We start from the raw sequence: 12,177 nt of genomic DNA, 5'->3' as shown, positions 1-12,177 counted from the left end.
AGAACTTAGATGCCCAGGCAGAGGTATTTGATTTCCAGGTAGTCCTCGATCCCGTACTTGGAGCCTTCACGGCCCAGGCCCGAGGCCTTGATGCCGCCGAACGGCGCCACTTCGTTGGAGATCAACCCGGTGTTGACGCCAACCATGCCGTATTCCAGGGCTTCAGCCACACGGAACACACGGCCCAGGTCACGCGCATAGAAGTAGGACGCCAGGCCGAACTCGGTGTCGTTGGACATCGCGATCACTTCGGCTTCGTCCTTGAAACGGAACAGCGGCGCCAGCGGGCCAAAGGTTTCTTCCTTGGCCACGGCAGCGTTCTTCGGCACGTCGACCAGGATGGTCGGTTCGAAGAAGTTGCCTTCCATCACCTTGCCACCGGCCAACAGCTTGGCGCCTTTGCTCAGGGCATCGGCAATGTGCTCCTGAACCTTGGCCACGGCTTTTCCGTCGATCAGCGGGCCCGTGGTGGTGCCTTCTTCCAGACCGTTGCCGATCTTGAGCTTGGCCACGGCCACCTTGAGCTTTTCAGCGAACGCGTCGTACACCGAATCCTGGATGTACAGGCGGTTGGCACAGACGCAGGTCTGCCCGTTATTGCGGTACTTGGAGATGATCGCGCCTTCGACGGCCTTATCCAGGTCAGCGTCGTCGAACACGATGAACGGCGCGTTGCCACCCAGCTCCAGGGAAACTTTCTTGATGTCCTTGGCGCATTCGGCCATCAGTTGGCGACCGATTTCGGTCGAGCCGGTGAAGGACAATTTACGCACGATCGGGTTGCTGGTCAGCTCGCCGCCGACGTCGCCGGCGCTGCCGGTGACCACGCTCAGCACGCCTTTAGGGATACCGGCACGGTGCGCCAGCTCAACCAGGGCCAGGGCCGAGAACGGGGTTTGCGAGGCAGGCTTGATCACCATGGTGCAACCGGCGGCCAGGGCCGGGCCGGCTTTACGGGTGATCATCGCGGCCGGGAAGTTCCACGGCGTGATCGCGGCAGTCACGCCGATCGGCTGCTTGATCACGATCAAACGCTTGTCGGGCTGGTGGCCAGGGATCACGTCACCGTAGATGCGCTTGGCTTCTTCGGCGAACCACTCGATAAAGGAAGCGGCGTAGACGATCTCACCCTTGGCTTCGGTCAACGGCTTGCCTTGCTCGAGGGTCATCAGGCGACCGAGGTCGTCCTGGTTTTCGATCAGCAGTTCGAACCAACGGCGCAGCTTATTGGCGCGCTCCTTGGCGGTCAGCGCACGCCAGGCCGGCAAGGCCTTGTCGGCGGCTTCGATGGCGCGGCGGGTTTCAGCGGCGCCCATCTTCGGCACGGTGCCGATAATCTCACCCGTGGCCGGGTTGTTGACCTTGATGGTTTGACCATTGTCCGCGTCCACCCAAGCGCCATCGATAAAGGCTTGTTGGCGGAACAACTGGGTATCTTTGAGCTGCATGTCGGCTTTCCTTAACAGCACCGCGCGCGCGCGGAGCGAATTAGAGTTGTTGAAAGGCGCCTTGTGGGCTGCCGTCAGGGAAATCAGCCCCAGCACGCGCGGGAAGTGAAAGAGCGCACGGGAGACAGAGCGTTTGAAATCTCAAACGAATCCTAGGATCAATGGGGGTGCAGGGCAATAGTCTGTTCGAAAAAAAGAACGAAAACCGCGCATTTACCGGATTTTTCTGATCAGCGTGATCGGCCCGTACTCCACCGGGTTGATCCCTACCGCACGGCGCAGGGCCTCTGCGCGGCAAAATCCTACGTTTGAACGGCCAAAGACCAGCATGGACGCCCAAGGTCGACATGGGTATGATGTCGCCCGCACAAGCATCCGTAGCTCAGCTGGATAGAGTACTGCCCTCCGAAGGCAGGGGTCGTGGGTTCGAATCCCGCCGGGTGCACCACATACTAGTTTCTGGCTGTCTCAGACAGTCTACGAAACACCCCAAGAAGCCCGCCCTGTGCGGGCTTTCTTGTTTCTGGCTATCCGTACAGCGTAATTACCGCTTGGCATTTGTGATCTCAGTGGCGTTTACAGGACTACTACTGAACGTGCCCAGACGAGAGTCGAGCAGCTCACGCCTCTACGCCGACAGCTCACGCGCCCCCCACCTCAGCCCATGGCAGACCGCATCTGGTGTGGTCAAGGCGCATGTAACCACATACCCCTCATCGCCTTCCTGCACGCACTGTGCGCGCCTGGGGAAATGCTCGGATGGTCGGTGATTGTTCTCCACACGGTTGAACAGTTCATCACGCAAAACCTGCCCGCCTCCGCCAGTGGACAAGCCCAGTGCGCCGCCCTTCACTTTGGCCTCGCCGCAGTTGCTGGCGAGCTAGCCACCGCGTTCGGCGTCACCGGCTGGCGAACGGCACCACCACAACCGCTACACGCGTATGCCTGCATGGGTGGCTGGCCGAGCGTGGCGGCGCCGGAAATTTCGAGGGCGATGCGATTTTGGCGCGACTGAGACAGGTCATCGAGCGCTTTGGAGAAAGCCGCTTTACCTGGTGGGAGTCTGCCGCCGCCAAGATCGATGAGCACGGCCCACGCACGATTGATCGGTTGGGCTTTCGCAAGACGCTGGAACACGGCATGGGCGATGACATGCACACCACCAACACCTATTACGTACTGCCGGAAGCTTGGAGGGCCGAGATCTTCAAGGGCATGAACATCAGTGCGGTGAACAAGGAGCTGCTGCAACGGGGTGTGCTTGAGCCGGGAAGTGATGGCAAGGCGTACAGCTCGATTCGCCTGCCAGGGTTAGGACGTCAACGCTGCTATGTGGTGAAGACGGTTCCGGGAACGATGAAGGCGAGGCCAAGGCCGCCTGACGGCGAGCCTGCTGATCGAGGTAGCGCCGGCTCATTACCGGCATTACCAGCCATTCGACAACCATCCCTATTAACCGCAGTACCCAGAGAAAATACAGATGAACACTATCCAAGAATTGAAAGACCGCCGCGACCAACTGACCCTCGAAGTGGAGAGCATTCAGGGTGACCTGGCTCCCTTCGAAGAGGCGCTGGAAAGCCCGGAGGTTATCCAGCAGGGCCGTCAACGAGCCGTGCAGGATGAAATCAACGATCACAAAAGACGCATCGACTCGCGAAATCTGGAGATCAGCAACCTGAATCAAAAGATTCATCGCCTTGAGAGATTGGCAAACCGTGAGAGCTTGGCTGCGGGATATCTCAGCGATATGGCGAACTGGAAAGCCGACGAGATGGAACTCAACGAAAAGCGCAGCAGCATCGAGACTCGGTTGCAGCAGGTCCGCCAGAGCGATCAGGAAGACATGGCAAAAGCTCGACAAGCTGAAACGGACGCGGCCACCGCCTATGCGCAGGCTGTCGCCTGGGGCGATGTAGAGGGCGAAAAAGCGGCTAACGCAGAAGCTCAAAAGGCAGCAAAAAACCTCACGGCTGCGGCTGAGCATCACCGCCGCCAACAACTGCTGATCACCGCGCTGGAACAAGAGCTGGTGACGATTGATCTGCATACCACTGAGGCACAAAAGGAACGCACCGAGATCGAGAATAAAGCGGCTCACCTGGCGAACACTGTGCTGGAAGAACAGTGGAATGAGGCCGCCAAAACACTGCTGGAGACCGGCGGCAAGCTGTGGGCCGCACGCAACCTGATTAGTCGTGACCCAGTTGCACTAATGAAGCTGGATATCCCTGAACTGGGCGAGCACTTTGGAAGCTGGACCTGGCGAGAACTCGCAGATCGCTCGCGCCAACACAGCCTGCATGACCTGCTGGCTGCCTAAACCAGCCTACCCCGAAGCAACCGGCGAGAGCTGGTGGCTTCGGGCCTACCATCGGTCCAATCATGAACAAACCACCACAAAACAGCGCACAGATGCCTGATTACCTGAAGGCCCGAAAGCTTCATTTAAACGGGATAATTGTCGTCCTGGCTGGCATGAAAAAGCGCAACGCTAGAGAAAACAAAGACACCAAAGTTGAGACGCTCACGATTAATGCAATTAAGGCGGAGCTTGATTTCATTGACCTCCAGCTGAAAAGAAAGAACGGGTAATGAAGAGGTGGAAGCCTAAACAGCTTCCGCTTCGCTAGATACTATCCTTACAAACCAAAATTTCAGTATTTTTTTGACTTCTGGTCTACGACAGACCTAGACTTATGACCGCTTAAGGCTATGCGCAAAAGCGATGAATTACCCCGCACGCAAAATTAGCAATCATCATCACACCCTCAGTCAAATCCTTTCGATAGATATATGCATGCACGCTTGCTGCAGTCATCGCGGGAAACCATGATAGACATCGCAGTATCAGTAGCGAGCGCTTGAGCTTTGTCTCATTCGCAACTAGAGCAACCACAGACTCGTGTATATAGTTACGAAGATCTGTCGGATATTGAATTAATTTCTGTTGATGGGATGAGAACAAAATTAGGCGCGAATGCTTGATCCTGTCATATTGTAGTTTTTGAGCAGCTAGAGTCTCCGCCAATAAGGCAGAGGCCATTAAAATCCCCACAACTAGAATCGAGCTCTCCAAAGCATTATCGGCTTTTGAAATTGCAATAACAGCAATCAAAGAAATCGGGACGCCAAGTATTTTCCCACTAATATCACTTACCACTTTTGACATTTGATCCGCGATAGTTAGTTGTGCGGCTGCCACTTCTTGTTTTGCCTTGTGAAAAGAGAAGCCGCTAAGATAAGTAGAAAGATTATTCCCATACAAACTCAAAAATTGCGACCAAGTGGCAACTAAAGCTTTAAATCGCTCTTTTCCTCCGTGATACCCAGATAAATACTCAATCAAAGTCGCACGAAAAATCGACCGTTCCTTAAAGAGATGCGGACTCTTATCCAAGCTATTCATTTGAAGACTGTCGACTAGGTCTGTTCCAACCTCAAAAGTTAGAAGCTCACGATCCAAATAAGGATAAAGTGTTATGGCGCGTTCGCCTTTGGCGATATCTTCTGCAACGAATACTAGCTTGTATTCATCGCTGGACTCCTTTTCATCATGAAAGTGCGCCAGGTCGGCCAAGTAAACAATAAGCCTACATAAGGATGGTCTGAAGTAGCCATGTATTTCCCCGGCATACCACCTAGCGCAACTTTTAAACTCGCCAAATGATCAAAAAACAATCAATTCGACGAGTATTTCTTACGTTTTCGCCACCCGGACCCCACTCCGGTGGCCATTTCCCGCATTACAGGCGCACCTCTCCTGCATTCGTCAGTAAATGTCGGCGCGCCATCCACAGGTTCGACAGAGCGAACAGTGTCACCAGTTGCGCCGTGTTTTTGGCCAAGCCGCGAAAGCGCACCTTGGTGTAACCGAACTGGCGCTTGATTACCCGGAACGGATGCTCGACCTTGGCGCGCACCTGAGCCTTGGCCTTTTCAATCTTGCGCTTGGCTTTGTACAGCACGCTGCGCTTATCGAGTTTTTTGTAGGTGCTGCGGCGTGCCGCCACCTGCCAGATAACTTCACGTCCTTCATGCTCGGGCCGCTTTTCGACACCGGTGTAGCCTGCATCGGCGCAGACCACGTTTTCGTCGCCATGCAGCAATTTGTCCACCTGGGTGACATCCGCCACATTGGCCGCCGTGCCCACTACGCTGTGCACCAGACCCGATTCGTCATCGGCGCCGATGTGGGCCTTCATGCCAAAATAATACTGGTTTCCCTTCTTGGTCTGGTGCATTTCCGGGTCGCGCTTGCCGTCCTTGTTCTTGGTCGAACTGGGCGCATTGATCAGCGTTGCATCGACGATGGTGCCCTGGCGCAGCGACAGGCCGCGGTCGCCCAGATAGCCATTGATGACAGCGAGGATGCCGGCCGCCAGCTCGTGTTTCTCCAGCAAGCGGCGGAAGTTGAGAATGGTGGTTTCGTCGGGGATGCGCTCCAGGTTCAGCCCGGCAAACTGGCGCAGGATCGTGGTTTCGTACAGCGCTTCCTCCATCGCTGGATCGCTGTAGCCGAACCAGTTCTGCAGCAGATGCACACGCAGCATCGCCATCAACGGGTAGGCCGGACGGCCACCTTCACCTTTCGGATAATGTGGCTCGATCAAAGCAATCAAGCCCTTCCACGGCACCACCCGATCCATCTCGATCAGGAACAACTCCTTGCGGGTTTGCTTGCGCTTGCCAGCGTACTCGGCGTCGGCGAAGGTCATCTGCTTCATCGGGAAACTCGGTGGGTGGGGTCGCGGTATTTTGCCAAATCAGAAAGTCTTTTTCAGAGTTTCCATAATGATTGGAGAGTTATTATCCGTTTATCAAACGGTTCTTCCGAGGAAAGAATATCTTCCTCCAGAAGGTAGAAGACTTCTGGGAGTTGCGCGCGCACAAAGCTTTTTGAACGAGCCATAAGCTGATCAAAGTTTTTGAAAATCGGCACCATTCCTGAAGTATCAAGCACGAACGTTAGCTCAATTGAGGACCACTGCTTAGGGAGTTCCATAACAGATGAACTGATGTCGTGCCCATCAACAACTAATTCATCAAACCGTCCAGTTTTAGAAATTGCCAATGCTTCAATTGCAGTGTTTATTTTAGGATCAAAACAAGACGCTCTGAAATCAAAAGCGTTGCCCGTTGCAAGCACAGGACGTCCAAGTGACCGGTACGCCTCGGCAAATATAAGCACATCCACCATATCGTTTTACCCTATCTCGGCTGAGTCTCGCTTATCTGCAATAGCTTGACGTATAACTTCGATAGCGTTTTCAGAAAGGTTGTTGATGATTAGCTTGCGATCTTTTTCAACAAAGCGAATTTCAGCATCAATCCCCTCACCTAAAGAGTTACGATCAAATTTTAGCTGCCAGTTGTCTGCCTTATAGACCACATGGGTGTACTTATCAAGTGTGGCTTTACTAATAGGAAACTCGACGGGAATCCCTACTGCCTCACTATTTAGATGCCCTATAAACTCACTTGCTAAATCATCAGCCTCACCTTCCATCTCCGCAGGAAAGAACTGACGAGCGATGGCCTCCACTTCCGACAGTTTCACAGATTGTCCAGAGTCTCGTTGGCGCTCCAAGTACCTCAGAACCTCATCCTTGAACTGAATACGCTTGTCACGGAGATTGGGACGCTCTCTGAAAAACTTTACACTCTCCAGAATAAGATTTTTTGTGGCTGCTGCTGAAGCGGTGCCTACTGCACATCCAAGCGCCGTTACAAAATATCCAGCAGCAGACCGACCTGCGCTTTGACTCAAAAAGCTAAGGTAGTTTAGCTCCTGTTTAGCCTCATCATCGGCTGCAGCGTGCTCATTATATTTGTTGAAATTAATGCGAGCTGCGTGATACAGGCTGCTCAGATCTAACTCAATTAACTCTTCAGGTTCGAGGTGCTCGTTCAGCCTTAAACCATCACGCTTTTTAAGCATTGCAATTAGCAAGAACCGCCCTTGGCTATTCTCGTAATCTACAAACAAAATATAACCACCAGAAGACGCTGTCGTTTTTTTTGCTGCGGCGAAAAGCTCTACCATTGCCGACTCAGTAATCTCCAAAAAAGATTTTTCCGAAATCTCGATCTTTGAATAGGCATCAAAATCTTTAGGGATGGTCTGAAGTAGCCATGTATTTCCCCGGCATACCACCTAGCGCAACTTTTAAACTCGCCAAATGATCAAAAAACAATCAATTCGACGAGTATTTCTTACGTTTTCGCCACCCGGACCCCACTCCGGTGGCCATTTCCCGCATTACAGGCGCACCTCTCCTGCATTCGTCAGTAAATGTCGGCGCGCCATCCACAGGTTCGACAGAGCGAACAGTGTCACCAGTTGCGCCGTGTTTTTGGCCAAGCCGCGAAAGCGCACCTTGGTGTAACCGAACTGGCGCTTGATTACCCGGAACGGATGCTCGACCTTGGCGCGCACCTGAGCCTTGGCCTTTTCAATCTTGCGCTTGGCTTTGTACAGCACGCTGCGCTTATCGAGTTTTTTGTAGGTGCTGCGGCGTGCCGCCACCTGCCAGATAACTTCACGTCCTTCATGCTCGGGCCGCTTTTCGACACCGGTGTAGCCTGCATCGGCGCAGACCACGTTTTCGTCGCCATGCAGCAATTTGTCCACCTGGGTGACATCCGCCACATTGGCCGCCGTGCCCACTACGCTGTGCACCAGACCCGATTCGTCATCGGCGCCGATGTGGGCCTTCATGCCAAAATAATACTGGTTTCCCTTCTTGGTCTGGTGCATTTCCGGGTCGCGCTTGCCGTCCTTGTTCTTGGTCGAACTGGGCGCATTGATCAGCGTTGCATCGACGATGGTGCCCTGGCGCAGCGACAGGCCGCGGTCGCCCAGATAGCCATTGATGACAGCGAGGATGCCGGCCGCCAGCTCGTGTTTCTCCAGCAAGCGGCGGAAGTTGAGAATGGTGGTTTCGTCGGGGATGCGCTCCAGGTTCAGCCCGGCAAACTGGCGCAGGATCGTGGTTTCGTACAGCGCTTCCTCCATCGCTGGATCGCTGTAGCCGAACCAGTTCTGCAGCAGATGCACACGCAGCATCGCCATCAACGGGTAGGCCGGACGGCCACCTTCACCTTTCGGATAATGTGGCTCGATCAAAGCAATCAAGCCCTTCCACGGCACCACCCGATCCATCTCGATCAGGAACAACTCCTTGCGGGTTTGCTTGCGCTTGCCAGCGTACTCGGCGTCGGCGAAGGTCATCTGCTTCATCGGGAAACTCGGTGGGTGGGGTCGCGGTATTTTGCCAAATCAGAAAGTCTTTTTCAGAGTTTCCTTAGGAAAATCACTAACGGTCTTTTTTGCAAATATCCCGTAGTGAGTAGCATTGTTCTTTTTGCCGTAAATAGACGTCGCACCAATTATCAGCTTATTTACAGCCGGCTTATCTTTCTTTAGCACTACCTCACGAATATCGGATTTTTGAATATCTTTAAATTGTTCTTTGATTAATTCATGAACAACCGCGAAATTTACCTTTACGTCCATATATACTTCCTTGTTTTCGACAAATAACCTAGTTAAGTCACCGAATTTACCTCATGATGTCAATCTGCCTCAAGCTGATTGTTTTCGGCCTTGCATTCGAGTCACACATACTACTGTGTGGATGAACAGCCAAGAGTGCAATTGCCCACCGCGTGCTTTTCGACAGAAGGCAGCATCAGCCACAGACTTGGCTAACCAGTCAGCACATGAATCCCAAGGGCTTCTCAGGGATATCTGACCCCATGCGGATGGAGCCGAAATGCAAAAAAAGCTACTCGCTGCCAACGACTTATGCCGGTCGAAATAGGCGAATAACTCGTCGCGATTATCAGAGACAGAGTGGTAGCTTTTGGCCGATTTTTGCCGTTTGTGACGGGCAGCAATCGGCCGATTCTGTTGCAAAAGTCGGTTCTCCCGGATTGCCCGGAATCTGAGCGTTGTAGGAGCCTGTTTTTCGCGCGGCTACGTGAAATCTTTGTCCGAATACTTGTGCGACCATTTAAGATTTCAATCTCACGCGCTTACTTTTCTGCCCTAAGAACCGCGTCCGACTTTTTCAACAGAATCGGCCAGAAGCGGCCGGTCAACAGAGGCAAAAACGAGCGCAAAGCAAATAACTATCGCCTGCCAAGACGAGATCGTTTAGGAACGGGCTCCAGGCTGTCCCGTTAAGTGAAGCGAACGGTTTAAACTATTTGTTAGGCTGTTGTTACCCAGGACCGCTTGCTTCCACCAGTAAGTAATCCTGCCTGAATTCAACACATAAGTGCAACGCTCACCCCTGTATGCACTTCGTACGGCGTCTTCCAGCCCAAGCGCTTGCGCGGGCGTAGATTGATCCTCGCTACTGTCCGATTGACGGCTTCGACGGTCAGCTTGCTGAAGTCGCTGCCCTTGGGGAAATACTGGCGGAGCAGACCGTTGGTGTTTTCATTGGTGCCACGTTGCCAGGATGAATAGGGGTCTGCAAAAAAGACCTGGCACTGGCTCCGTAGCGCGATGCGTTCATGCCCGGCAAACTCCCTTCCGTTATCCAGCGTCAGCGTGTGAGCGGCATGGCCCTGAAGCATCAGATTGATCGCCCGCGTTACCTGCCGGCGCGTTCTGCGCTTGACCGGATAGGCGCTCAGATAGCCGCTTTTGCGATCAACCAGGGTCACCAGGTTACCGCCCAGTCCATGTACCGTATCGCCCTCCCAGTCCCCCAGGCGCTCGCGGCTTTCGACCTCGGCTGGGCGTTCACTGATTGACACGCGATTACGCAGCTGCCCGCGCCGATCGTGGCTTCCATAGCGTTTCCGGTAGCGCTTTCGGCGATGTCGCAGATAGGTATAAAGCTCACCACCGGCGCGCTGTTCGGCGGCAATGAACCGATAAATCCACTCATGGCTGACCGCCCGGCTTGGCTGCTCCTGCTTCAACCGCTGGGCGATCTGCTCCGGACTCATGCCATGCTTGAGCCACACCGGGAGATGATGGCTGAGCCATGTCGCCGGCTTGCAAAACTTGCGCGCACCCGCTCGACGAGCATCACTTTCATGGGCCGCAGAAACAGCCTTGTAGATATTCTGGGTGCTGTTGCGGCGAACCTCGCGACTGATCGTCGAGGGATGCACGCCGACCCGCTTTGCAATGCTCGCCTGGCTCTCTGCGGCGCTCAAGCCAGCCTCAATCTGGTAACGTTGTCCCTGAGTCAGCTGCCGGTAATGCGTAGTCATCTGCGCTTGAATCCTTCGGTGTGAGAGCCTGGATTCTACCGGTGGCTGGCTCTCTGCCTCTCGTTTCAAGCGTTGCGCTTATTCTATGAATTCAGGCTGCTTTTTTTCGCACCACTTAAATGAGGCGCTAGTTATCGCAGATGACTCTTCACAGAATACACCAAAGAAACTCAAAAGAGCGTCGATTCTAATCTCATATGCCCATTTATGCCGCTGATAGTCTGAGAAAACTAGCATCGATGCAAAGGATGTACCTTCAGTAATTGTTTGCATCCAGTAGTAATGAATTAGCTGGTTGCACACCTCAAGTGCAGAGAGGGTATGAGGCTCCGGATGCTCCATTTCGAATCGTTCTTCAGGCCAGCCCGCACCCGTGATTGTAAACGGTCGATTTCCGATCTTTTTGTAACGTAGTACTGGGAGGCAAGTTCCGCGGGCTTGATCATTTACTTTTGGTCGTTCCAGGAGCGAGCGAACCTGGAAAGCAACTATCATCAGTTTTCTCTCATAGAGAACATGCTGTTTTTCAGACCAGCGTTTGTACTTACGTTTCTTGCGGAGCCAAATGAGATCATTTCTAAGCTCTGCGCGCCAGTAATAGGACTCGATCATATTTAGCGCCTAACTATAAATGGACAACGTCGGTGCATAGCGTCACAGGTCCACGCTATCTGATTTCGCTCAGTTCGGCGACTTGGATATCTTCGATCTCTGCGAGACTCAGGTTCTTCTGTTCAATCGTAGCCTTCATCCGCTGGAACTCTGCCTCTGATGATGAGGGTTGGACCACGCGTACCTCGAAGACCGCACCTACAACTTCTTCCACCTTCTCGCGCTTCAGCAAACCAGTTGAAATTGTCCTCGAAACGAGCCTTCCGTCGCTTGCGAGAACGGCCTCCATACCAACAGGAAGTTCTGCTTTCAGCTTTTCCAGCTTCGGCGCAATCAACGCCGCCTCAGTGCGAGGTAGCATTATGCTTTTCGGCTCTGCCCATCTAGGGCCGAAATGGTACACCGCTGCGTACATGATCTTTGCCTGAGTTTCACCCACCCCAGCAGCCCGCATGGCGGTATAGAACGCCCGATGTGTGGCTCGCCAATCCCTGGTTCGTTCCACACATGCGACATCATGAATGATGGCAGCTTTTCGATACTGACCTTCGAACGGCGCCCCTATTACACTCCAAGCAACGCGAGGGATCGAAGCTCCGTCAGTGATAGTGTCCTTAGGCGCCAACCAGAAAAGTTCCTCCGGCCCCGGCCCCTTGTATGTGAAGTCTATCAAGAGCCTGGCATGGTTTTTTTCGTTCAAAAGCTCCACGTTCAGTGGTTCCGAGAATCTTCCCCAGTCTTGTGCTTGCACGCTGGCAGCAAGCAGGATCGTAGCTGCCGCAATGGCTGACTTCATTAGCCCCTCCTTGAACGCGTTCGTTGGCAGAGATCACCTTTTCAAGAGGTGACAGTAGTAAATGGCCGTCATCTTGTCCAAGCC

The 12,177-nt window shown here is 53.5% G+C and carries 12 protein-coding genes, 1 tRNA gene and 1 pseudogene; 4 read left to right on the top strand and 10 right to left on the bottom strand.

Annotated features, from left to right (window positions below; translation table 11 throughout):
* Positions 1–5 precede the first annotated feature (5 nt).
* Positions 6–1,448 carry an NADP-dependent succinate-semialdehyde dehydrogenase gene (gene gabD, locus AB7933_RS02470; RefSeq protein WP_024072735.1) on the bottom strand — a complete coding sequence of 481 codons (1,443 nt, stop codon included), beginning with the start codon at positions 1,446–1,448 and terminating at the stop codon, positions 6–8.
* Between the two features lie 371 nt (positions 1,449–1,819).
* On the opposite strand from gabD, the gene AB7933_RS02465 reads away from it, so the two are divergent.
* The 4 genes and pseudogenes from AB7933_RS02465 (at position 1,820) to AB7933_RS02450 (ending at position 4,043) form a co-directional block, all read left to right on the top strand.
* Positions 1,820–1,896 (top strand) — tRNA-Arg (locus AB7933_RS02465).
* 261 nt (positions 1,897–2,157) lie between these two features.
* Positions 2,158–2,830: pseudogene (locus AB7933_RS02460) on the top strand (DNA/RNA helicase, superfamily II protein); the annotation flags it as partial.
* Positions 2,831–2,928: 98 nt separating this feature from the next.
* The gene (locus AB7933_RS02455) at positions 2,929–3,771 is read left to right on the top strand and encodes a hypothetical protein (RefSeq protein ID WP_024072734.1); all 843 of its coding nucleotides are present in this window, start codon (positions 2,929–2,931) and stop codon (positions 3,769–3,771) included.
* 62 nt (positions 3,772–3,833) lie between these two features.
* Positions 3,834–4,043, top strand: a complete 210-nt coding sequence (locus tag AB7933_RS02450; RefSeq protein ID WP_024072733.1) for a hypothetical protein — start codon at positions 3,834–3,836, stop codon at positions 4,041–4,043.
* A 118-nt stretch (positions 4,044–4,161) separates the two neighbouring features.
* On the opposite strand, the gene AB7933_RS02445 is transcribed toward AB7933_RS02450, so the two are convergent.
* The 9 genes from AB7933_RS02445 to AB7933_RS02405 all read right to left on the bottom strand — a co-directional run bounded on the left by AB7933_RS02445 (position 4,162) and on the right by AB7933_RS02405 (position 12,093).
* Positions 4,162–5,028, bottom strand: coding sequence for a hypothetical protein (locus AB7933_RS02445; RefSeq protein ID WP_305452784.1), 867 nt, complete (start codon positions 5,026–5,028; stop codon positions 4,162–4,164).
* 166 nt (positions 5,029–5,194) lie between these two features.
* On the bottom strand, positions 5,195–6,175 hold the full coding sequence (locus AB7933_RS02440; protein WP_010466230.1) for an IS5-like element IS1384 family transposase: 981 nt from the start codon (positions 6,173–6,175) through the stop codon (positions 5,195–5,197).
* A gap of 53 nt (positions 6,176–6,228) precedes the next feature.
* Positions 6,229–6,648, bottom strand: a complete 420-nt coding sequence (locus AB7933_RS02435) for a hypothetical protein (protein WP_305452783.1) — start codon at positions 6,646–6,648, stop codon at positions 6,229–6,231.
* 6 nt (positions 6,649–6,654) lie between these two features.
* Positions 6,655–7,605, bottom strand: a complete 951-nt coding sequence (locus tag AB7933_RS02430; RefSeq protein WP_375156312.1) for a nucleoid-associated protein — start codon at positions 7,603–7,605, stop codon at positions 6,655–6,657.
* Between the two features lie 105 nt (positions 7,606–7,710).
* Positions 7,711–8,691 carry an IS5-like element IS1384 family transposase gene (locus AB7933_RS02425; RefSeq protein ID WP_010466230.1) on the bottom strand — a complete coding sequence of 327 codons (981 nt, stop codon included), beginning with the start codon at positions 8,689–8,691 and terminating at the stop codon, positions 7,711–7,713.
* Between the two features lie 39 nt (positions 8,692–8,730).
* On the bottom strand, positions 8,731–8,967 hold the full coding sequence (locus AB7933_RS02420; RefSeq protein WP_305452778.1) for a hypothetical protein: 237 nt from the start codon (positions 8,965–8,967) through the stop codon (positions 8,731–8,733).
* Between the two features lie 755 nt (positions 8,968–9,722).
* Positions 9,723–10,685: an IS30-like element ISPpu17 family transposase gene (locus tag AB7933_RS02415; RefSeq protein WP_004577240.1), complete on the bottom strand. Its 963-nt coding sequence runs from the start codon at positions 10,683–10,685 to the stop codon at positions 9,723–9,725.
* A gap of 78 nt (positions 10,686–10,763) precedes the next feature.
* Positions 10,764–11,297 carry a hypothetical protein gene (locus AB7933_RS02410; protein WP_305452776.1) on the bottom strand — a complete coding sequence of 178 codons (534 nt, stop codon included), beginning with the start codon at positions 11,295–11,297 and terminating at the stop codon, positions 10,764–10,766.
* A gap of 55 nt (positions 11,298–11,352) precedes the next feature.
* The gene (locus tag AB7933_RS02405; protein ID WP_024072729.1) at positions 11,353–12,093 is read right to left on the bottom strand and encodes a DUF1353 domain-containing protein; all 741 of its coding nucleotides are present in this window, start codon (positions 12,091–12,093) and stop codon (positions 11,353–11,355) included.
* Positions 12,094–12,177: the final 84 nt, after the last annotated feature.

The sequence above is a fragment of the Pseudomonas gorinensis genome (assembly GCF_042015035.1).
Taxonomy (GTDB): Bacteria; Pseudomonadota; Gammaproteobacteria; order Pseudomonadales; family Pseudomonadaceae; genus Aquipseudomonas; species Aquipseudomonas gorinensis.
The sequence above is the reverse complement of the archived record's forward strand: the minus strand, read 5'-3'. Positions and strand labels throughout refer to the sequence as shown.

Bases quoted from the DNA above. Each gene is read 5' to 3' on its own strand.
- gabD (WP_024072735.1), bottom strand. From the start codon at position 1,448: ATGCAGCTCAAAGATACCCAGTTGTTCCGCCAACAAGCCTTTATCGAT.
- AB7933_RS02455 (WP_024072734.1), top strand. From the start codon at position 2,929: ATGAACACTATCCAAGAATTGAAAGACCGCCGCGACCAACTGACCCTC.
- AB7933_RS02450 (WP_024072733.1), top strand. From the start codon at position 3,834: ATGAACAAACCACCACAAAACAGCGCACAGATGCCTGATTACCTGAAG.
- AB7933_RS02440 (WP_010466230.1), bottom strand. From the start codon at position 6,175: ATGAAGCAGATGACCTTCGCCGACGCCGAGTACGCTGGCAAGCGCAAG.
- AB7933_RS02435 (WP_305452783.1), bottom strand. From the start codon at position 6,648: ATGGTGGATGTGCTTATATTTGCCGAGGCGTACCGGTCACTTGGACGT.
- AB7933_RS02425 (WP_010466230.1), bottom strand. From the start codon at position 8,691: ATGAAGCAGATGACCTTCGCCGACGCCGAGTACGCTGGCAAGCGCAAG.
- AB7933_RS02420 (WP_305452778.1), bottom strand. From the start codon at position 8,967: ATGGACGTAAAGGTAAATTTCGCGGTTGTTCATGAATTAATCAAAGAA.
- AB7933_RS02415 (WP_004577240.1), bottom strand. From the start codon at position 10,685: ATGACTACGCATTACCGGCAGCTGACTCAGGGACAACGTTACCAGATT.
- AB7933_RS02410 (WP_305452776.1), bottom strand. From the start codon at position 11,297: ATGATCGAGTCCTATTACTGGCGCGCAGAGCTTAGAAATGATCTCATT.
- AB7933_RS02405 (WP_024072729.1), bottom strand. From the start codon at position 12,093: ATGAAGTCAGCCATTGCGGCAGCTACGATCCTGCTTGCTGCCAGCGTG.